Consider the following 20,844-nt stretch of genomic DNA (forward strand, 5'->3'; position numbering starts at 1 on the left):
TCTCGCCTCGACTCGGATCAGTGGTGTCTCCGGGGGCCTGCCCGCACCCCGGTGGTGGGGGAAGTGGGGTGCCCGGGTGCGGGCAGGTTCCCCCGGAGGGGTTCAGGGGCGGCTCACGCGCCTCGCCTCGCCTCGGCCTCGTCTTGAGCCGGGATCGGCTGGGACACCGGACCGTTGGCGATGTCGGTGGTGAGCCGGGCCAGGACATCGGAGATCGCCCAGTGCGCGGTGGAGCGGTGGTCGCCGTCGTATTCGCGCCAGTCAACGTTCGTGCCGCGCTGCCGGTAGGCGATCATGGCGCGCCGCCCTGATCGCACCGGCACGACCAGGTCCAGCTCGCCGTGGTAGAGGTGCAGCGGCACAGACGATTTCACGTGTGCCAGCGACTCCAGTGCGAGGACTCGTCGCCACCAGTGGTCGTTCCACGGGTCACGGTCGCGGCACCAGTGCGCCAAGGGTTGAGGGAAGCGTTGCAGCAGTTCGACGACGGTGAGGTGACGGGCCTCGGCGGCGGCGGCGAGCCCGTCCTCGTTGAGCACGTGCCGCAGCGGGAGCTGGTTGTAGGCGTGAGACAACCCGATCAGCCCGGCGAACGCCAACCCCGCGATACCTCTGCGGGTGCCCCGGCTGATCAACGGGGCCAGGACCGCCAGATCGGAGAAGACCGCTCCGGCGGCGACACCGCGCAGGTCGATCTCGGGCGCGTACCACGGTTGCAACTCGCCCGCGACGGCCGCGACCCGACCGCCGTCGGCGTACCCCCAGGCAACTACCGGGGCGACGGGCAGGTCCAGATCCGAGGCGCGGTAGACCGCGCGGGCCAGGTCGAGGACCGGTTTGGCACCGGCGGCGCGGGCGGCGAGGAAGGTGTGCGGGCCGGTGCCCGCGCCGAGTCCTTGCCCGTCAGGGATGGCGACGACCCAGCCTCGCTTGAGAGTGGATTCGATGCCGGCGAGGTCGTACTCGGCGCCGGTCGCGAGCAGTTGCGAGGGCGCGCAATGCCCGCCGAGTCCGCGGAAAGGTGGGCAGTAGAGCAGGATCGCACCGGTCCCTGGTTTCGGCTTGGTCTCAGGGATGAGGACGATCGCCGAGGCCGCGATCGGCTGGGAGCGGGAATCGCTGGAGACGTAGACGAGTTGCCACGCCCCGGCCGCGTCCGCCAGCTGCGGGACGAAAACCGGTCGCAGGCGCACGATGTCGCCCGGACGCGCCCCTTCGGGGAGAACGGGGGTGGTGTAGAAGTCGCTGATGGTCATTGGTTGCCTCCGGCGAGGTCGTGGGCAGCGGCGGTCAGCCACGCGGCCCCGCTGGCGATGTGCCCTGACGCGGCATAGCCGGTGTGGCGGGCAGGAATGTCGGTGTAGCGCAACAACACCGCAGGATTGACCAAGTCGGCGTTGTCGGAGACGAGCTGGCCCCACGCCGCCGACAGTCCCGCCGTCAGCGGCGGCAGCGTGGCCAACGGGTTGGCGGCGACCGTGGCCGTGATCTCGGCCCACCGCGCGGTCGCGGCGGCGGTCTCGTCCGGGCCCGGTGCCGGGGTACGCGAGTCTGCGGCCTCGGTGAGACGCTCGGCCAGACTCGCCGCGGGCACGTAAGCCACCGTGCTGGGCCCGACATGGAAGTCGTTGAGCACCACCGTGGTCCAGGCATCCCCGATTGCACCTGACAACAACGACTGGATCGAGCCGACTGCGGCGATTGGGTCACGCAGGTCGGCCTGGGCGGCGATCTGCGCGGCGACCCGCAGCAAGGCGGCCCGGTCGGGTGCCGCGCAGCTGAGGTCACCCTCGACACAGATGTTGGCAACCCGGCCCGTCAACTCGCCGTAGTCGACCCCGGACGTGGTGGCGATCCCGCCACCGGAAGCGACAGCCGAACTCAAGCTCACCCGCGACACCGCCGCCCCGCTCGTCCCGGGGGGCGCGTCCGGAATCGTCTGCCCGGGGCGTCCCGCGATGACCGGTGAACCGGGGGCACGGTCGGGGTCGGAGTACAGGATCACCGCGGCGACTCGCGCAGGCGCCACAGGGCCTTCCCCGGCCCCGACCATCTGCGCGAACCCGGACACGACTTGTGCGCCTTGGGAATAACCGACAATGGCCTGCGAGGTCCCCGGGCAGATCCCCGCAACACGCTCGGACTCGGCCAGCAGCGTGTTCAGTCCCGCGCTGGCCGAGGCCGCATACGGATCGGTGCCACCACCGGTGCCCGGTGCGCCACCGAACGATGCCGGATAGCTGATGTAGGAACGTGCGATCAGACTCGGATCGGCGGCGGCCACCGGGCCGAGCAGGTGACCCAGCATCCCCGAGTCCGCGGTCGTCGAAGCGCTCGGCGAAGACTCTGAGGTCCCCTGCACACCGAGGACCCACAGAGCCGGGCAGCCTTGGCCGGCGACCTCGGGCTGCGCACTCGCAGGGCCCGCGCTCGTGGGGCCGAGGACAGCGGCGACGGTCGCGGCGGCGACGGTCGCGGTGGTGAGCAGGCGTAGCCCGGTCATGGCTGCCCGACCCCCACCCCGGCACCGAACCCCGCACCGACCGTGCCACCGACCAACGCCCCTAGCGCGGCGGCAGGCACACCAGCGACGGCGGCCCCGGCTGCTGCCCCGGCCGCCGCTCCCAACGCGGTACCGGCGACACCGGAGGTGACGGTGCCGATCACCGGGATCGCGATCACGGTGCCGATGGCGGCTCCGGCGATTCCGCCGATCGTGCCTCCCGCGAGCCCTCCCACGACAGCACCGACCGCTGCCGCCGGGGCACCGGTGAGCGCGCCGCCGATCGCGCCACCCGCTCCGGCTCCGGCGACGGTGGCACCGGCGACGCGGTCCGAGCGCCCGGCAGGCAGCCCGACCGAGTCGAGGAACGTCGCGGCCTGGGCTTCCAGGTCGGCGCTGACGGTGTTGATCGTGTCGCCGACCTCCGGGGGCAACCATTCGGGGTCGGGGAACACCGCCGTCCCGATCCGGATCGTGTCCGGGGGCGGTTCGATCGGCGCGACCGGCTCCACCGGTTCCGGCGAGTGCAGTTCCATCAGATACACCGGCGGGGCGGGCGCGGGTGAGGGTTCCGGGCGCGGTTCCGGTCCGTTGCGGATCTCGGGCGGCTGTTCGACATACACCGGCGGTTCCGGTTCGACGGGGGCCGGAGGCGGTGCGGGAGTATCGGTTCCGGGTTGGGCCGGGGCGGTGACGCCGGGCTGGTCCGCGATCGGGGCCAACGGCGCCATCGCACTCGCGGGCTGGGCGGCCAACACCATCAGCACAGGCACCGCACCCGCAGCGACCGCACGGCCACCCCACAGCATCCAGCCCTCATGGCCTCGGCGAATGCACCGGCCTCCGGCACCGTAGAGCGGCCCGACGGACACGACCGTTGACGATGTAGCACCGTTTTTGGACATGACAAATGACTCCTTTCAGGTAAAGGAAGGAATGAAGGAATGAAGCAGAGAAGCAATAGGAAGTTTTGAGGCGAATGAAGCCGCCGGTCCCCGCCGGGAGATTCCCGGCTCCCGGCGGGGATCGCAGCCGGGAGGCTTAGCTGATCATCTTTTGAGTAGTCAAAAAATGATCAGCCTAGATCAGAAGAACGGCAGCACCTGCGTGGCGATTGCCAGCACGTTCGAGACCAGTGACGCACCGGCGCTGAGAACCGACAGGATAGTGTAGAGGTCCATGACTTCCCTTTCAGAGGAGGAGCGATTGCCTCACCATCACAACCCCGAAAACCACTGGTGCGCCACCCTTTTGACGGGGACAAAAATCGGTACCATTTTCCGTCCCCCCATGCACACACACGGTGGCCTGCAACGATCAGCGAAACAGGTACAAAAAGTGTCACCAAAGAAATTTTCCGGCGGGTGTCCCGCACCGGGGAAAGGGTGCCCTGAACACTCCGCGCGCCCCGCGCGGAGGTCCGTAGCTAATTGTCAGCCAGGTCACAGTGAATGATCGGTGGCCGGGCTGTTCCCTTTCTGGTAGAAGTTAATCAACTCGGGGGAGTTAACCCTTCAACCTATCGCGTGGTGAAGGGGCGACGGAAGACTCAAATAGGAGGGGCTTGACACATGAACCGGCGGACCGGCTCGACCCGGCGACCGCGGCGAGGCAAGGCCCGCCGCCCCACATCCGAGCTACCCGACCTGCGCCGATGGGTCCGACAAGTCCGCGAGGCCCGCGGCCTGACCCGAGCCGAGGCCGCCGGCCGACTCCAGATCAGCGAGGACCTGATCAAGAAGATCGAACGCGGCGAACGTTCGGCCTCGCCGACAGTGCTCGAGCAGTTCATCACCGGGCTCGGCATGAACGAGTCCCAGGCCCGCTACACCCGCGAACTCGCCGGGCCACCGCTACCGCTGCCCTCGATCGAGGAGCTACGAGCCCGCCCCGTCGCCTGCGAGCACCACACGACGTTGCGCCGTCTCGATGAGCGAGGTTTGGTCGGTGCGTATCTCGACCCTTTGTGGAACGTGGTCTACGCCAGCGAGCGCTTCCGCAGCGAGCTGCCTGAGCTTGCCGACTACGACGACAACCTCAGCCAGTGGTTCTTCCACCCCGGCAGCACCGCACCCACGGCCGAGCCTCTCCTTGTGCACTGGGACGCCGCCGCGACTTACATGGTCGCGTCTCTGCGCGCGAAGTTCGGCATCTACCGCCACAGTCCCCGCGCACGAACGCTGCACGAGAAACTCAGCGCGGCAACCACTTTCCGGCAGTTGTGGACCGACAGCATCGAGGTCGCCTACGGCCACAAAACCGTGCACCCGCTGCAGGTACGTGATCCCGACACCGGCGAGAAACGCACCATCCGCATACACCTCGGCGTCGGAGCAGAAGGCCCTCCCGACCTGCGATTCTGCTTCGTCTACCCCGACCCGTGCAAGCCGCCGAGCAGCGGCACCTGACCCTCCACCGCCCCACGACCACCCGGAAGCCCCGGGCGGAGACATCCGAACGAAGGAGCCCGACCATGACCAGCAATCCCCAGCACACCCGCCATCGCGGAGCCAATCCCGACGTCGCCAACCAGCCACCGGCACCGCGTGCTGCGCTCGCCGTCGACATCGTCCTCATCCCGCCGCAGAAGCGAGACCACTGACATGCCCCTCGTGCTCTCCGGGATGCCCGACTTCCACGACACCCTGGAATTCCTGCGCCACAAGCGCCAGCTATCCCGCGAATCCACCGCCAACAAAGCAGGATTCGGCATCTCCCGCCTCAACCAGATCATTCAGACCCGCACCAAACCAGGACCCAAGGTACAGAAGGGTCTGTTCACCTTCTTCGACGACCTCACCCCCGACCAACAGCGACACCTGCACGAACTGCTGCACCCCGCCCCCGAGCTAGCCCCGATCACCGGCCTACGCCGCTACCTCACCAACGACGGCGTCCACCACCACCTCGACTACCTCGACCGCTGCGAGGTCATGGGCGCCTACCTCGACCCACTCCAGAACGTCCTGCACGGCAACAAGGTCTTCTACCGGATCATGCCCGGCCTCGATGACGCCGACCACAACATCGTGCGATGGATGTTCACACCCACCGCCCGCGACCTCATCGAGGACTGGCACGAACACCTGCCCTACAACATCCGCAACCTACGCGCCGCGCTCGGCCGCTACCGCGACGCGCCCCGAGCACAAGCACTGTTCCGGACGCTGCGCGACAACCCCGGGTTCCAGCAAGCATGGGACACCACACCCCTGCAGGTCAGCTACAACTGGCACCGCGCGATCCCACTCCGACTCCACCCACCCGGCAACGCGCACCCGATCCAACTGAACCTCGAAATCGACCAGTACGGAGCATGTTTCGAGATCTTGTCCGTCCACGGCCTCTACAACACAAACGCCATCGCCTGCTGAGGTTCACCTCGACCGTTCCAACAAACCGACACCGCCGGTGAGGCCCCTCGGTTCTGGGCCCCGCCGCGCGGTGGGACATGTCGTTTGCAATCTCGCGGCGTGTCCGTGTTAGGCGATCGGGTGCCATCCCGACCACGGTCGTGGGCCATAGGTGCCGCGTAGGCAGTCAACTCGATGTTGCGCTTGAGCAGCGTGGTTAGCCTTCGTTCCTGCTGCTTGGGCCGCCATACAGGTCATCCGCAGCTCGCGAATGTCTCTCAACAGTGAGAAGCCCTCCCAAGTCGTGACGTCGTGGCCGTATGCGTCACAGAAGGCACGGTAGCGTTCGGCCGAGATCCAGCCGAAGGAGCTTTGTTTGATCGCGGTAGAGACGAGGTCCCACTCGGGTGGGCCGACCGAGGCTCGCTCGAGGTCGAGGAACGTGGTCACTCCGGCGTCGGTGGTGACCACGTTGCCTTCCCAGGCGTCGCCGTGGATCGGTGACCACGGCATGCCGGTGGGCAAATTTTCCCAGCCTGCGCGCAGGTCCGCGAGCCGCTGGTACAGCCACTGCCGATCTGCGTGGCTCAGCGATGACGCGCTGTCGATGCGCTGCTCGAGCCGGACGAACGGTTGGACTTCGGGCAGGAACGGCGGCGCGGCCAGCTGGTGCAAGGCGCGCAGCGCCCTCCCGATCTCGTGCTCGCTGCCGTTGTGGTGCGGCGGCAGCTCTTTCCACAGAGTCACCGGCCGCGAGTCGATCACCGCAAAGTCGGCGCGAGTGCCCATCGGCTGCACAGCCGAAATATGCTGTTCTCGAAGCCATTCCGCGATATCCACCTCGCGGCGTGCAGCTTCGGTCTGGCCCGCCCGCGCAACGCGGATGACCATGTGTTGATCAGGTACTCGGAAGATCGCATTCTCCGCGAGTTTGATCGGGACCATCCCGTCTGGGTCGACGCCAGCATCTGCGCATGCCGTGCGAGCGATACGTTCGACCTGCGAGGTGTTCATGTGGTGGTAGCAGGAGTCGGTATCTGAACTTTGGCGCGGTGGGCGTAGCGGCGTAGTTCGGCGATGTCCTCGTTCGCGCGCTGGGACTTGAGGTCACGCGCGCGGCCGAGGGCTTGGTTCGCGATGGTGGTTGCCTCGTCCGGGTCACCGGTGGCCATGACCAGCGATGCGAGTTTGATGGTCGACATCGTCCGGGACCGTGCGGCGGTGTCGGCGTGGCCGTCGACGGCTGCGGTCAGCCGGTCGCGTGCCTCACCGATGAAGCTGCCGTGCACGGCGATGTCGAACAGGGCGTGGCCGGTGTCACCCGCGTGCTGCGCGCTGTCGTAGTACCGCATCCACGCTGGGTCGTTGCCGGGTACACACCTGCTGAAGTCACGGTCGGCGTTGGCGACGGACGTCAGCGTTGCGGGAACGTCACCCAGCTTGGCGTGCACGCGCGCTTCGGTGGTGTGCAGCATTGCGCGTTCGGTGGCGGTGAGCTTGTCTGCCTCGGTGAACGCCCTGCGGACGTATCCGAGTCCGTCGTGGTTGCGGCCGGTCCAGATCGCGTGGCGTGCCATCGACGACAGGATCTTTGCTCGCAGGTTCACCGCCCCGGACTCTTCGGCGCAGTCGAGGGCCAGTGCAAACATCGAGTTCGCGTCGTCGTGTGCGCAGGCGTCGAAGGCCATGAACGCCGCCGTGTGCGCGAGTGACCCGACAGCCATCTGCAGGGCCGCGCGGTCGCGCGCGGAACAGTTGGCTTTCAGGTAGGCGACCGCGACTCGTAGTTGCGCGACAACGACATCGCGGACCAGGCCGCCGCCATAGGTGGCGTCCCACCGGGCGAATAGCTGGGCGGCTTCGTGAATCTGTTTGATCTCCACTGCGCCCACTCGCGTCGGGTTGACGGTGGTGCGGGCTTGGCTGAGCATCTGGGTGAGGCGGTCCGGTGACACGATGACCGTCGCAGCGGTAGCTGCGGCCACACGCAGGAATCCTTGTCGGTCCACGGGCTCCACGGTAGCCACGTTCGGCAGCTTGAACCACAGTAGATCCGGCGGGATGCGCAGGACGGTTGCCCACTTGACCAGCTTGGAGAGCGTCTCGGGCGCCGGACCGTTCTCGATCCTGCTCAGCTGTGCCTGGCTCAGATCCAGCCACTGCCCTACCTGGATCTGGCTCAATGGCTGCCCGTGAGCGGGGTGGTTGCGGTATGCCTCGATGACCGCGCCTATATGCCAGTTCGCCAGCCCCTCACGCAGTGGGCCGTGATCCCAGAACTCGGCTGGCATCTCGGGCGGCCCGTCCGCCGAGGCGATGGGCGAGCAGTTCGCACACCACGGTCCGATGTTGAATCGACTCAACGCGCTCCCACACGTCGCGCATGTGCGCCCATTGCCGGCGCTTTCCGCCATCGCTTCGCTCCCGTCGCTCCGACCCCACACAACGCGAATATTTCGACGCTATCACCAGCTCACGCGACTGGCATACGTCCGGCGCATATCGGTTATGCCTTGTGCGCGTTGCCCATAACCCGCGGGGGAGCGACTGTCAGTTAGTCCGAATTAGCACCGATACGGACTCCGCGACTACTGGCAAAGCCGACCGAGGTGACCAATGACCACCACCCTCGAAAACGATGTGTTCGCCGTCCCCGAGCCCGGGGAACCGATGACCGTAGAGACGATCGCGCACGACCTGAGGGTGGCGCGGTGGACCGTGGCACGAGCATTCAACGCGCTACGTCACAACGGCGATGCCTTCCGGAACCGGAACGCGCAGTCGCAGATTTCGGCGGACAAGCGCCGCCCGGCTCGACAGGCGACCCGATGAGTGGCCACGCCCTGCCGGACCCGACGTCTCCGCCGACCTGGGAAGAGCTGCACACGACCCTGGAAGCGATGCGCACCGACGGGTGGCTCACGAGCATAGCCGCTTCTTCGAACTCGGTCGGAACTTCTACTGATGACCGGACCGAGCCACTACCGCGAGGGACACGATGACCTCGACCATCCCAGCCACGCTGGCTTTCTCCGAGACGCCGCGCTCCCGGTGCGAGTTCTACCGGCGGGTGTGTTCGCTGCCCACCGTGGTCGAACCCACCACTGGGCGAATCACGATGCAGACCAGACAAGTCGGCGCGATCATGATGCCCACCAACCTCGCCCGTCAGGTGAAGTCCAGCCTCGACGCGCGAGGTGTCGCGCCGTTGTCGATCATCGGCCACCCACGCGCCGATATGTGGACCTTCCTCGTGCGTTCGGACATGCGCCCCATCGGCGACCCCACCGTCATCGCGCAACTCTGGCGCGCGCGGGTCGTGGTGATCCGCGAGGGCGACAATGCCTTACCCTCCCCCGCACCCGACCCGCTGATGGTTCGCACCTGGGTCTCACCGGCTACCGGGACATTCCGCCCCTCCGGCGCAGTGGTCATCGAGTGCGCCCGGGCGTGCCTATCGCAGCAGGCCGGGCGATGAACAACGACAGTAGGCAGTCACCGTGTCCTGACGAGTCCGACGTTTGTCTCTCGGTCCTGATTTCCAGCGTTCGAATGGAATTCGCTTCCTGCGTTACCGCCGCGCTGGTTTTCGTTTGTGACGTGGCCGCCCGGCGCCCCGGAACTGTCGCCGTCTACCCCGGCCAATGCACCGGCCTGCCCCGCCTGCCCAACGAACGGCTCTACCTTCTGCCCTGATCACACCCTTGCGCCTCCGGGAGCGCTCCCCCACGCCCAGCGACCACACCCGGTGGATCCCCACCAGATTCTTCAACCGCCGAAATTGGATGAAAGGTTAGATTATGTCCTACTCCAGCTGGTACGCCGTGGCCGATGGCGGCCTGGAGACGTTGCAGCGCAGCCTGATCGACATCGAGTCCACGACCAAGCATCAGCGCGGCTACAGTCCCGAAATCCTGCCTGGCCTCGTCCAGACCCTCGACTACGCCCGCGCGATCCTGTCCAGGTGCACGACCGTGCTCGGCGTGCCTGACGACAGCGAGGCGACCGCGGCGGTGCGGATGCAGCGCCAGGCCGTGCTTGACGCCCCCGGGCACCGCTTCCACCTGCTGATCGGTGAAGCCGCATTGCGGCGCACCGTGGGCAGTCACGCGATCATGGCCGCACAGATCCGCCGGCTCGGTGACATCCTCACCCAACGCGACAACGTCGATATCGGCGTCATCCCTCTCGATGCCGAGTTCATCGGCCAGGCTGAGAATTTCGTCATCCGCGACGAGTCCGGCGTCGATATCGAGACCGTCGCCGGCTCGGTCGAAACCAGCGGCGCCGACGAGATTGCCCTCGCGCTGCGCACTTTCGACCTGCTCGCCGGCCAGGCCCGCTACGGCGAGCACGCCCGAGCCCTTCTCGACCGCGCGCTGGCCGAGCATGTCGGCCCCGGCATCTGAAACTACCCGCCCCCTGCCCGGGCCCGACCTGTCTTCCGTTAGGCCGTACCCCTCGTCACGGCCGGGACGGGTCGGGTCCCGGCAGCCCCTTCTCATCACGGGAGTTGTTCGACATGGCCGATCACGACCTCGCGCTGCGACACGACGTGCCCAACAGCGCCCGCGTGGTCAACAAGCTGCTCGGCGGCAAGGACAACTACGAGATCGATGCACTCGTCGCCGCGGCAGCGGGCAGGAAGTTCGTCGCCTCGCTGCGCGAGGCGCGACGGTTCCTGCTGCGCGCAGTCAACGTCCTCAGCACTGAGCACGGCGTGCACCAGTACGTCGACCTCGGGTGCGGGCTCCCGCTGTCCCCGGACGTGGGTGATGCAACCGCGGACCGCGGCGAGACTGGGCGCGTTCTCTACCTCGACCATGACATCTTGGTCGCCGCGCACGCCCGCGCCCTGCTCGAAAACAGCCCGAACCGCCGCTTCGCCCTGGTCGATATCACCGACACCGCCGACGTCCTCAACCAGATCAGCGGGTTTCTCGACCTCGGCCAACCCGTCGCATTCTGCCTGTCCGGCACCGCCGAACTACTCCCCGACGCCACCACAATGCTCGCGGAACTGACCACCGGTCTGCCGCTCGGGTGCTGGATCATCTTCAGCCACATCACCGACGACGTCTTCAGCGAGGACATCCGTGAGACAGCGGCGCAACTCGAGTCTCACTCCATCACCTACCGGCCCCGCGAGCGCACAACCGTGACCAACATGCTCGCCCCGTACCGGCTGCTGCAACCCGGTCTCGTCGCTCCCCATCAATGGCGGCCCGAAATCGGCAGCCGCGTCTATCGCGGCCTCCATCCCGTCGAATTGGTGTTGAGCGCCTATGCCGCCGTGGGCCACCTCCCCCGCTGAAGGAATCGACCGACGACCAACGCTTCTCGCGAAAGCGCTTCAGCGAACTCACCCGAGCTCAGGTAGCAGCGATCTGTGCGTTGGCCGCCATCCCGAAGAACGCCCGCCAGATCACAGGAGGACACCTGGTGGGACCAGTCACAGCCACGCTGCGGCGCGCGCGCCGGGACCGCAAACCTACTCAGTTTCCCCCAGCCCATTCTCTCCAAATGTTCTCTTATGAAAGGTGATTCACCATGATCGATTCGACTGACCCTCAGTTCGTCGCTACCTGTGCCCGCGAGGGCATCGGCGTCGAGGAGGCCGCTGCTGCGGTCGCCAACGGCACGATGGTGTTCTTGCGGTCCTACGATTCCCGCTCCCAGGACGGCTACAGCCCGATCCTCGTCGGTGCCGGGACGCGCCGGAAGGTGACCGCGCTGATCGGTCTCGGCCCGCGCGACACTGACCGCGCAGCGATCGTCGACAGCATGGCGGTGATCAACGCCGCCGGACCCGACGCCGTCATCGACCTGACCACCAACCCCGAAGGGATCGCGCTGCGCCGCGAACTCAAGGACGTCGTGGGCGTGCCGCTGGGGTGCTGCCTGACCTATGACCTGTTCGCCCAGCCCCGCACGAAGCTCGGCCGCGAGGAGTTCCTCGAGCGCTTCGAACTCGGCCTCGACTCCGGCGTGGATTTCGTGCTGATCCACGCCGGAATCAACCCCGAGTTGGCGCGGCTGAGTGAGAAATCGGACCGGATCATGCCGACGACCTCGCGCGGTGGTGGCTTGATCGCCCGCTACATGCGCATGCACAACACCGAATCCCCACTGCACGAGCATTTCGACGGGATTCTCGAAATCTGCCGCCGCCGTGGAGTTGTGCTCGACCTGGGCGACATCTTCCGTCCCGGCGCGACCGCCGATGCCGGAGACGAGCTGAAATGGCGGGAGATCGAACTGCTCGCCGGACTGCGCAAGCATGCCCTCGACGCGGGAGTGCAGGTGCTGTGTGAGACCGGCGGACACATCCCGCTGCACCGCATTCCCGAACTCATCCCCGCCTACAAACAAGCGCTCGGAGGCGCACCCTTGTGGCTGGCCGGGCCGATGGTCGTCGACAACGCAGTCACCCTGGACTCGATCGTCAACACGATCGGCGTCGCCACCGCGGGTGCGCACGGTGGCGACATGTTCGCCTCCATCACCCAGGTCGAGCACTACCTGATGCCGACCGGCATCGACACCGCCGAAGCTGTGCGCAACGTCAAGGTCGCCATCACCGCCTTGGAACTCGGCCGGGGAAACACCACCGAAGCCGCACGCCAGCGCGCCATCTCGGTGGCCCGGCGAGCCAACGACTGGGAAGTCCAAGCCACCCACGCGCTCTACCCCGGACTGGCCACCAACGCCTTCATCAACGCCGGACTCAAAACCGGTGCACCCTGCACGATCTGCGGATCATTGTGCCCGCACCTGACCGCGAAGAAGGACCGCGAGGAAACCCCAGTCCCGGCCACCGCCATCCCCCTCCCACTCACCATCGCGGAGAGCTGAACCATGACCACCACAGTGGATACCAACCACGCCGCCACCCTCGCAGACGCAATCACCCGACGGCTGCCCGATGCCCAAGATCTCGCAGCACCTGCGCACAGAATCGCCGACGATCTGGTCGCCCTCGGACGCCTGGTCCCCGCCGAGGACTGGTTGATTCTGGGTGGGTCGATGGCCCGCGGCGAGCCCACCTTGATCCACCACCACGGTGGCCGAGTGCTCATCAGCGACGTCGATCTGCTCTACGTCCATTCCGCGCCCGAGCCCGCCAAACCCCTCGACCAGCTGAAAGCGATGGCCGAAAGGTGCTTTCCCTCAGTTGACATCATGGTTCTGCCGGAACACCAGTACCGCCACCTGCACACCTCGCTGGGCTACGACTTTAAAAACCTCGGACTCGATCTGGCCGGCCACGGACTGCCCGAACACACTCCGGTGCGGCTCGATGACCGCGACGCCTACGAAATCCTGCTGTACTACGTGCAAGCCCACTACTGGCACGACCTCAACACCAAATGGCTCGCCGGTTGCGACACCGCTCAATTCCACCTGCTCGTCAACCGCCTGTGCATCAAAGTCCTGCGCGCCACCGCGATGCTGGACGGTGCTTATGCCCACCACGACTTCGCCAGCATGGCCCCGCACCTGTCCGAACAGATGCGCGCCGAGCTGCGATGGCGCACCGACCCCACACAACCACCCCTGGACCCAGGCAGATTCTGGCACTACCTGCATGACGCGTTCCGCCGCTTCGACTACGTATTCGGCGGCCCCCGCCCCGACGCCGTGCGGCTGAGCCGCTACGCGGTCACCAACAGCGGCCAAGTCATCGCCCGCCACCACCGCATCGCCCACGACCTCGCCCGCCAAGTCGCCGCAGCCTGGGTAGCGAAACCGGACCTCGGTGAACTCGCTACGGTGGAGGCCGCGATCTGGTCGCGCGTCACCGGCTGGGCCGGGACCAAACCCGCGCCCGGCCCCTCGGCCTACTTCGCCGCGCACCAACGAGAAATTCATGATCACCTCCTCGCGATGAAAGTGCAGACCACATGAAGATCCTCGTCACCGGTGGCGCTGGCTACGTCGGTGCCACCGTGACCCGGCTCCTGCTCGACGCCGGGCACCACGTCGAGGTCGTCGACGATCTTTCACGCAACGACGACCAGCAAATCCCCGCCGAAGCAACGTTCCACCAGTTACGCGTGCACGACATCGCCCAAGTACTCACCTCGGACGCGGGCTTCGACGCCGTTCTTCACTTCGCCGGGCTCATCGCGGCCGGCGAGTCCATGGCGCACCCACAATGGCACTGGGACAACAACACCGCCGCGTCACTGGCACTCCTCGACGCGATCCAACAGGCCGCGGTGCCTCGTCTGGTGTTCTCCTCCACCGCCGCCGTCTACGGCGAACCCGACCAAGTCCCCATCCTCGAAACCGCCGCGACCAACCCGGTCAACACCTACGGCGACACCAAACTGGCCGTCGACAAAGCGATCGCCTCGATCACCCGCGCCAGCGAGCTCGGCGCGATCAGCCTGCGCTACTTCAACGTCGCGGGCGCACACACCTGCGCAGACGGAACGATGATCGGCGAACGCCACACCCCCGAAACCCATCTGATCCCCCTCGCACTCGACGCCGCCGCAGGACTACGCGACAAATTCTCACTGTTCGGCGACGACTACCCGACGCCGGACGGCACCTGCATCCGCGACTACATCCACGTCACCGACCTCGCCCAAGCCCACCTGCTCGCACTCGACGCGATCCAGCCCGGCGAACACCGGATCTACAACCTGGGCAACGGCATCGGGTTCTCCAACCGCGAGGTACTCGACGCAGTCCGGAAAGTCACCGGTGCGACCTTCGAGACCGAGATAGCGTCCCGCCGCCCTGGAGACCCGGCAGTCCTCTACGCCTCCTCCGAACTCGCACAAAACGAACTCGGCTGGCGACCCACGCACCCTGATATCGTCGAAATCGTTTCCCACGCATGGAAATTCCATCAGCGCTTCACTGGCCGACGGTCAGCGGCGGGCTAGACGAAGACACTCGCAGCGCTGACGGACCTTCTACCGCAACTCTCCACCACCGCGGCGACTCTGACTCGCGATGTCCTGGAAGCTGTCATCGCTTCCCCTTTGATGCCGCTACCCACCGCGCGTCTAGCGGGAACGATCGTCGGCGCACTGACCCTGGTCATGTACACGATTTCCACCGGACTGCGAGCACGCATCGAAGATGTCGTCGTCGACCGAGCAGCGCGAGGTCACGGCATCGGACAAGCCCTGACCAACACCGCGCTCGTCATCGCAAAAGACCACGGAGCACGCTCGATCGACCTCACCTCGACCCCGAAGAGGTCCCCGCGAATCAGCTCTACCAGCAGCTCGGATTCACACCACGCGAGTCCACGACCTACCGCTTGACTCTTTGACCGCACTCGACCAGCCGCTGCGACAACGCCGGCCCCGACCCAAGGACACTGAATGGACACCGCTCAACCGACAGCCGAGGGCCAGATCCGCCAATATGCCATCGCGCTGGCCGCCCTGGCGCACAACGGTCTCGTCTTTTCCACCGATGTCTTCGACCGGCAACGCTACGAACAGGCCAAACAGATCGCTGCGGACCTGCTCGCTCTCATCAGCAACGACACCGTCGAGGACCTGCAGAAGAACGTGTACCTCGAACAGGGGTACATGACGCCCAAAGTCGACGTTCGAGGAGGAGTGTTCGATGAGCAGGCCCGCATCCTGCTCATCCGTGACCGCAGCGACGAGAAATGGACCCTGCCGGGCGGCTGGTGCGATGTGCTGGAACCGCCCTCACTCGCTGTCGAACGCGAAGTCGAAGAGGAATCCGGCCTCGCAGTGCGCGCCAGCAAGCTCGTGGCCCTGCACGACCGGGATGTGCAAGGCCACCAGCCCGCCTTCCCGTATCACGTGTACAAGCTGTTTTTCCTGTGCGAGATCGTCTCGCACGGTCAACCCAGCCCCGTAGAGACCATGGAAGTCGGCTGGTTCGATGTCGAGGCCCTCCCCGAACTGTCATCCACCCGGGTGCTCGATACCCAAATCCGCCTCCTCCACCAGCATTGGAACAAGCCCGACCTGCCAACCATGTTCGACTGACCACTCTCGATGCTCGGACCGCGGTCCCAGAGCTCGTTCACCCACCACAGGCCCGGTTCAAAGCGTGCCGCTCCTGGTCCCAGCAGCCGGTCCCCAGCCCGAAGTCATCTCGTGCTCTCCGGCGTTCCCTGTGGTTCTGCCCCGACCCTGGCTGATCAATTCGAAGGGCTCCACTACCAGGCTGAATGGATCATGGACATGCTGGGGTACGAGCAGCCCCGACCGCCGAGGCCGATGTCGCGGCTGGCCGTGAACGAGCGGATCGTGATCACCGGCTGCGGCGGCAGCGGCAAACTCACCTCACCTCACCTCGCCTCACCAACCAGCTCGCCGACCTGCACGCGCTACCGCTGACACACCTCTGCCGTCTACTACGACACCGACTTGGAACCCGCGCCCACCCGAAGAGTTCCAGGCCATCCGACAGCGCCTCGCCGCCGGGATCACGCCGGCTGATCAAGGCAACTACGCGGGCACCGTGGAACCTGGGCAGAATCATCGCCCGACTCGTCCTTCTGCTGCGGCCTGCCGAATACGTAGCCCGAACGGTGTGAGGCCGCGGGGCTTGAAGACCGCCAGGATCATCGCAGCAGCCAGAACGATAGAAGCGGCTGCACCGTGGACAATGAAAGTCGGCGCCCGCAATTCGAGCAGAGTCGAGTCTGGGCGCGAGGCGACAGCCGCATAGTGGTCGACCGTACTGGTGTAGAGGATCAAGATCGCCGTTGCGACCACGTTGAGCACGAGTTTGATCAGCACCCAGTAATGGCGGATGAGACCCCATGGTGTGCCGAGGGATTGAACGATGCCTGTCACTAGCGTGCCCACCGACAGTGGCACCAGCACCCACCATGCCAGTGGTCGGGCGACGAGGTCGACCGCACGCACCAGCTGCACGTCGGAACTGGTGACCCCGACGACGGCCAAGGCCAGGAAAGCGACGACGGCGCCGAGCCAGCCGACCGAGATGCTGACGTGCGCGGCGAGGGCGAGTTTGCGCCCGCGCGGGCTCAGCATCGCACGAACTGAGCGCTGGCTGGCGCCGCAGCCGACTGACTGTGCCGCCCTGGCCCGTGCTGGCCTCCGCTGACGAGCAGTCCGATGACGAGCACCGCCGCCAAGAGCGCGACGACGACTCCGGTCACTTTCACCCAGCGGGGCGTATTCGGGCCGTGGGGGCGTTGCGGGGAGTTGTTTGCCATCTGGAGTCCTTCGGTCAGCGCACCATAGTTTGCAAGACAGTATGTCTCTATCAATTACGATCTGTCTATGCCCATGGCAGGCTGTATCCTGGTTGGGTGCCGAAGCTGTGGAGCGAGACGATCGACACGCACCGCCGCACGGTGCGCGACTCGATCCTCGACACTGCCGCGCGGTTGGCGATCGAGCACGGGGTCGCCTCGATGACGATGTCGGGGATCGCCGAGCAGGCCGGGATCGGGCGGGCGACGCTGTACAAGTACTTCCCCGATGTAAGCGCGATCCTTGCCGCCTGGCACGAGCGCCAAGTCGGTCACCACCTGGAGCAACTGGTGGCGGTGAGTGATACAGAATCCGATCCGTCCCGACGACTGGATGCCCTGTTGGGCGCCTATGCGCGGATTCTTCGCGAGTCCAGGCACCGTCACGACAGCGATCTCGGCGCGATGGTGCACCACAGCGGCCCGCACGTCGACCACGCCGAACAACGACTTCGCCAGTTGGTGACCGAGGCGGTGGCCGCCGCCGCCGCGACCGGGACGGTGAGGACGGATACCCCTGCCGATGAGCTGGCAATCTATTGCCTACATGCGTTGGATGCCGCCGTCGCGGCATCATCCGACGCTGCGGTAGCCCGGCTGATCACAGTGATCCGGGCTGGATTGGGACCCGCCTGAACATCCGCCGAGCAGCAGCAGGCGCGGCGAATATTTCCAGCGGTCGAGGGTAATCGCGCCTTGTGGGGGTGTGCGCGAGGAGGTGAACAGTGATGCCCGGGATGTGCATGCAGATGATGAACATGCTGCGCGACATGTGGAACATGATGTTCCCGTCCATGCCGATGTGAACGACGCCAAAAGGGTTAGGCTGTGCTGCACTGTCCGTCGGGAGCCACCGATATCTGCGCGGCCCTGCGTGGGTCCCGCGCGGGCCGCTGGTTTGTGTTTCGACGAGAAGATCATGTCCCACTCCTGAGGAGTTCACATGTCTCGACGTTCCATCATCGCTCGAAGGCTCGTTCCGTGTATCGGATTGGTCGCGCTGGTCGTTGCCGGCTGCGGGAATGACGACGATTCGGCACCGGTCCACCATTCCTCAACGACACCCGCCGTCTCGACGAGTGCGGCTACCGGCACCGCCCAGGCCGGCACCTTCAATGACGCCGACGTAACGTTTCTGCAGATGATGTACCCGCACCACGAGCAGGCCGTGCAGATGGCCGAGCTGGTCCCTTCACGATCCCAGGACCAGCAGGTCATCGACCTCGCGGCCGGGATCAAGGCAGCCCAGCAGCCTGAGATGACCCAGATTCAATCGCTGCTGGCCAGCGCTGGGAAGCCCGACCCCGCCGGTGGGGCGATGAACCATGACATGCCCGGAATGATGTCGCCGGAGCAGATGTCCTCGCTCGAGGCGATGTCGGGGCCGGAGTTCGACAAGATGTGGTTGCAGATGATGATCGACCATCACCGCGGGGCGGTGGAGATGGCCCAAACCGAAATCGCCTCCGGAACCAACTCCCAGGCCAAACAAATGGCAGAGACCATCGTGGCCACACAGCAGCAAGAGATCACGCAGATGGAAACTCTTCTGGGACAAAAGTAAGCGTGGTCCGGCCCCCTCGAAGCCCTGTGGCCTGCGCCGCCCTGCGGTTCTACGGGCCGGTGGATTCGAAGCGGCGCTGAGGCTTGACAGGCTGGCCCGCGAGCGCGACGCGGAGGGCTTCGGCGCCGCAAGCCAGAACGCACGCCGCGGCGGTTCGGGCGGCGGGATGGCGGGCAATCCGCAGGATCACCGCTGTGAAGGTGTGCATCGTTGCCTCCGCTTTCAGGAAAGGGTGGGGCCTCACTTGGTTGTGCAGCCCCACCCTCTTTTCTCGATCACATGCTCAGAGCCTGGTTATGTGATGTCGATGGATCCTCTTTCGGCTATCCGACGAGGACTGGTTCGCGTGCTTCGCGCGGCCAACGCCGGTGTGCGTCGTCGATGACGAACGGGTGGGTGTGCTGGTAGATGCGGTCGCTGATGCGGATCGCGTCGGCGAGGCGGGCGGGGTCGATGGTGCCGACCTCGTGCAGGTGGGTGATCTCGGCGGGTTCGTTGCGTGGCCAGTTCCGTACCGCGACGGTGGCGCCGAGCCCTGCCAGGCCGATCAGCACCACCCAGGTGGTGGTGAATCCGGCGGCGCTGGTCAGCCATCCCGCGATCGGGTAGGTGAGCAGCCAGGCCAGGTGCGACAGCGAGAACTGGGCGGCGAACAGTGCCGCGCGATCGGCCGGCTGCGAGGAGCGCCGCAGGATCGCGCCGGTGGGGGTGAGCACGCCGGCGGTGCCGGCGCCGATGAGTGCCCATACCGCGCTCGCGGCGGCCCACCGCCACTGGCCGGCGTCGGCGGTCGAGAGGGCGATGGCCGACCCGAGCCCGAGGATCAGGGTCGCGGCGCCGGCCAGCATCACTGGGCGGGCACCGGTGCGGTCGAGTACTCGCGGCAGCGACAGCGCGATGATCATCGTTCCGAAGCCGTTGGCGGCCAACAGCATCGCGACGCCGGTCTGTGATCCGCCGAGGGTGTCGCGGACGTAGTTGACGGTGTTGACCATGATCACCGAGCCTGCCGCGGCGACGACCAGGTTCAGCCCCAGCAGCCCGCGCAGCCGTGGTGTGGCGGCGAAGATCCGCATGCCCACCGCGATCCGCTTCGCGAAGCTGCCCTGGGTCGTTGCTCCGGCGTCAGGGATGCGGGTCGAGACCACCAGGGCGGCCGAGACGGCGAAGCCGATGGCGGTGCCGACGAACAGCCAGTGGAAGCTGATCAGGGTCAACGCGGCCGCGGCCAGCATGGGGCTGAGCAGCGTTTCCATGGTCGCGGCGAGCTGAGCGGCCGACAGCGCGCGGGTGTAGTCACGTTCGTCGGGCAGGATGTCGGGAATCACGGCCTGGTAGGTCGGAGTGAACGCGGCCGAGGCGGTTTGCAGGATCGCGATCAGGACATAGATCTGCCAGATCTGGTCGATGAAGGGCAACGCCAGCACGACCCCGCCACGGATCATGTTGAGCGCGACCAGGAACAGCCTTCGCGGGAAACGGTCGGCATAGGCGGCCACGATCGGGGCAACGGTGACGTAGACGAGCATCTTGATCGTCAGTGCGGTGCCGAGCACCGCGCCGGCGTCGGCGCCGGCGAGTTCGTAGGCGAGCAGTCCGAGCGCGACGGTGGTCAAGCCGGTACCGAACAGCGCGGTCATCTGCGCGGTGAACAACCGCAGGTAGTCGCGGTGGGCGAACAACGAGGTCATCGGGGGTGTCCTTCTGGTCCTGTGTCGGTGCGGGGCACCGGGTCTAGCTGAGGGTGGCGACCGTCATGGGACGCTGCGGGCCCCCGATTCCCGGTCGTCGTGTCACGCGGGGACACGACGACCGGCCGGGGTCAGCTCTGGACGAGTTCGTAGCCGAGGTTTTCGACGGTGGCCTGGATCAGTGCGGCGTCTGCGGCGCTGGCGCCGGTGACGGTGACCGCGCCGCTGGTCAGATCGATGTCGACGTCGTCGATGCCGGAGAGCTTTTCGAGTCCGGCGCTGACCTTGCCGACGCAGCTGCCACAGGACATGCCCGAAACGACATAGGTGCTCGTGGTGGTTGTGGTGCTCATGGCCGGGCCTCCTTGTGTGGCGTTGCTTTCCGAGGAGAGACGCTACGACATCATCTCGTGAATGTAAACCCCTAGGGGGTATAGGTATCACGCCATTTACCCATATACCTAGTGGGGGTATATTGGTGACGTGGGTCACCGGGACTC

Annotated in this window: 22 protein-coding genes and 1 pseudogene; 14 read left to right on the top strand and 9 right to left on the bottom strand. The window is 66.2% G+C overall.

Annotated features, from left to right (window positions below):
• Window positions 1-113: 113 nt before the first annotated feature.
• Genes K8O92_04700 through K8O92_04710 form a run of 3 tightly spaced genes read right to left on the bottom strand, consistent with a single transcriptional unit; the run spans window position 114 to window position 3,312 of the window.
• Window positions 114-1,256 carry a lipase family protein gene (locus tag K8O92_04700; GenBank protein ID UAK33291.1) on the bottom strand — a complete coding sequence of 381 codons (1,143 nt, stop codon included), beginning with the start codon at window positions 1,254-1,256 and terminating at the stop codon, window positions 114-116.
• Window positions 1,253-2,503 (bottom strand): cutinase family protein, encoded by a 1,251-nt coding sequence (locus tag K8O92_04705; GenBank protein ID UAK33292.1) that lies wholly within the window; start codon window positions 2,501-2,503, stop codon window positions 1,253-1,255. Before K8O92_04705 ends, K8O92_04700 begins: the two co-directional genes overlap by 4 nt.
• On the bottom strand, window positions 2,500-3,312 hold the full coding sequence (locus tag K8O92_04710) for a hypothetical protein (GenBank protein ID UAK33293.1): 813 nt from the start codon (window positions 3,310-3,312) through the stop codon (window positions 2,500-2,502). Before K8O92_04710 ends, K8O92_04705 begins: the two co-directional genes overlap by 4 nt.
• Before the next feature lie 762 nt (window positions 3,313-4,074).
• Between K8O92_04710 and K8O92_04715 the strand changes: the two genes are divergently transcribed.
• Complete coding sequence (locus K8O92_04715; protein UAK33294.1) at window positions 4,075-4,911, top strand: helix-turn-helix domain-containing protein; 837 nt, start codon at window positions 4,075-4,077, stop codon at window positions 4,909-4,911.
• 195 nt (window positions 4,912-5,106) lie between these two features.
• Window positions 5,107-5,877 (top strand): hypothetical protein, encoded by a 771-nt coding sequence (locus K8O92_04720; GenBank protein UAK33295.1) that lies wholly within the window; start codon window positions 5,107-5,109, stop codon window positions 5,875-5,877.
• 108 nt (window positions 5,878-5,985) lie between these two features.
• On the opposite strand, the gene K8O92_04725 is transcribed toward K8O92_04720, so the two are convergent.
• Both K8O92_04725 and K8O92_04730 read right to left on the bottom strand, forming a co-directional pair.
• Window positions 5,986-6,870 carry an aminoglycoside phosphotransferase family protein gene (locus K8O92_04725; protein ID UAK33296.1) on the bottom strand — a complete coding sequence of 295 codons (885 nt, stop codon included), beginning with the start codon at window positions 6,868-6,870 and terminating at the stop codon, window positions 5,986-5,988.
• Entirely contained in the window at window positions 6,867-8,219 is a 1,353-nt protein-coding gene (locus K8O92_04730; protein ID UAK33297.1) for a helix-turn-helix transcriptional regulator, read from the bottom strand. The genes K8O92_04725 and K8O92_04730 overlap by 4 nt, the downstream gene beginning before the upstream one ends.
• A gap of 253 nt (window positions 8,220-8,472) precedes the next feature.
• Between K8O92_04730 and K8O92_04735 the strand changes: the two genes are divergently transcribed.
• From K8O92_04735 to K8O92_04780, 10 genes and pseudogenes are all read left to right on the top strand, one after another.
• Entirely contained in the window at window positions 8,473-8,688 is a 216-nt protein-coding gene (locus tag K8O92_04735; GenBank protein ID UAK33298.1) for a hypothetical protein, read from the top strand.
• 166 nt (window positions 8,689-8,854) lie between these two features.
• The gene (locus K8O92_04740; protein ID UAK33299.1) at window positions 8,855-9,334 is read left to right on the top strand and encodes a DNA-directed RNA polymerase subunit beta; all 480 of its coding nucleotides are present in this window, start codon (window positions 8,855-8,857) and stop codon (window positions 9,332-9,334) included.
• 346 nt (window positions 9,335-9,680) lie between these two features.
• Window positions 9,681-10,265 (top strand): DUF5753 domain-containing protein, encoded by a 585-nt coding sequence (locus K8O92_04745; GenBank protein UAK33300.1) that lies wholly within the window; start codon window positions 9,681-9,683, stop codon window positions 10,263-10,265.
• A gap of 113 nt (window positions 10,266-10,378) precedes the next feature.
• Window positions 10,379-11,170, top strand: coding sequence for an SAM-dependent methyltransferase (locus tag K8O92_04750; protein UAK33301.1), 792 nt, complete (start codon window positions 10,379-10,381; stop codon window positions 11,168-11,170).
• A 236-nt stretch (window positions 11,171-11,406) separates the two neighbouring features.
• Window positions 11,407-12,711 carry a phosphomethylpyrimidine synthase ThiC gene (locus K8O92_04755; GenBank protein UAK33302.1) on the top strand — a complete coding sequence of 435 codons (1,305 nt, stop codon included), beginning with the start codon at window positions 11,407-11,409 and terminating at the stop codon, window positions 12,709-12,711.
• Between the two features lie 3 nt (window positions 12,712-12,714).
• The gene (locus K8O92_04760; protein UAK33303.1) at window positions 12,715-13,764 is read left to right on the top strand and encodes a nucleotidyltransferase domain-containing protein; all 1,050 of its coding nucleotides are present in this window, start codon (window positions 12,715-12,717) and stop codon (window positions 13,762-13,764) included.
• The gene (gene galE, locus K8O92_04765) at window positions 13,761-14,756 is read left to right on the top strand and encodes a UDP-glucose 4-epimerase GalE (protein ID UAK33304.1); all 996 of its coding nucleotides are present in this window, start codon (window positions 13,761-13,763) and stop codon (window positions 14,754-14,756) included. The genes K8O92_04760 and galE overlap by 4 nt, the downstream gene beginning before the upstream one ends.
• Before the next feature lie 18 nt (window positions 14,757-14,774).
• A pseudogene (locus tag K8O92_04770) lies at window positions 14,775-15,151 on the top strand (GNAT family N-acetyltransferase).
• A gap of 52 nt (window positions 15,152-15,203) precedes the next feature.
• On the top strand, window positions 15,204-15,848 hold the full coding sequence (locus K8O92_04775) for an NUDIX hydrolase (GenBank protein UAK33305.1): 645 nt from the start codon (window positions 15,204-15,206) through the stop codon (window positions 15,846-15,848).
• Between the two features lie 198 nt (window positions 15,849-16,046).
• A complete protein-coding gene (locus tag K8O92_04780; GenBank protein UAK33306.1) occupies window positions 16,047-16,202 on the top strand; it encodes a hypothetical protein in 156 nt (51 codons plus the stop codon).
• 141 nt (window positions 16,203-16,343) lie between these two features.
• Here K8O92_04780 and K8O92_04785 read toward each other — a convergent pair whose 3' ends face one another.
• On the bottom strand, window positions 16,344-16,865 hold the full coding sequence (locus K8O92_04785) for a DUF2269 domain-containing protein (protein ID UAK33307.1): 522 nt from the start codon (window positions 16,863-16,865) through the stop codon (window positions 16,344-16,346).
• A 281-nt stretch (window positions 16,866-17,146) separates the two neighbouring features.
• Here K8O92_04785 and K8O92_04790 point away from each other — a divergent pair, with 281 nt between their 5' ends.
• Together K8O92_04790 and K8O92_04795 are read left to right on the top strand one after the other, a co-directional pair.
• Entirely contained in the window at window positions 17,147-17,725 is a 579-nt protein-coding gene (locus tag K8O92_04790; GenBank protein ID UAK35434.1) for a TetR/AcrR family transcriptional regulator, read from the top strand.
• A gap of 307 nt (window positions 17,726-18,032) precedes the next feature.
• Entirely contained in the window at window positions 18,033-18,653 is a 621-nt protein-coding gene (locus K8O92_04795; GenBank protein ID UAK33308.1) for a DUF305 domain-containing protein, read from the top strand.
• Between the two features lie 49 nt (window positions 18,654-18,702).
• Here the strand turns inward: K8O92_04795 and K8O92_04800 are convergent, their stop codons facing one another.
• From K8O92_04800 to K8O92_04810, 3 genes are all read right to left on the bottom strand, one after another.
• A complete protein-coding gene (locus tag K8O92_04800; GenBank protein ID UAK33309.1) occupies window positions 18,703-18,861 on the bottom strand; it encodes a hypothetical protein in 159 nt (52 codons plus the stop codon).
• Window positions 18,862-18,976: 115 nt separating this feature from the next.
• Window positions 18,977-20,344, bottom strand: coding sequence for an MFS transporter (locus K8O92_04805; protein UAK33310.1), 1,368 nt, complete (start codon window positions 20,342-20,344; stop codon window positions 18,977-18,979).
• A gap of 131 nt (window positions 20,345-20,475) precedes the next feature.
• A complete protein-coding gene (locus tag K8O92_04810; protein ID UAK33311.1) occupies window positions 20,476-20,697 on the bottom strand; it encodes a heavy-metal-associated domain-containing protein in 222 nt (73 codons plus the stop codon).
• Window positions 20,698-20,844: the final 147 nt, after the last annotated feature.

The organism is Nocardia asteroides (genome assembly GCA_019930625.1).
Classification (GTDB): Bacteria; Actinomycetota; Actinomycetes; order Mycobacteriales; family Mycobacteriaceae; genus Nocardia; species Nocardia sputi.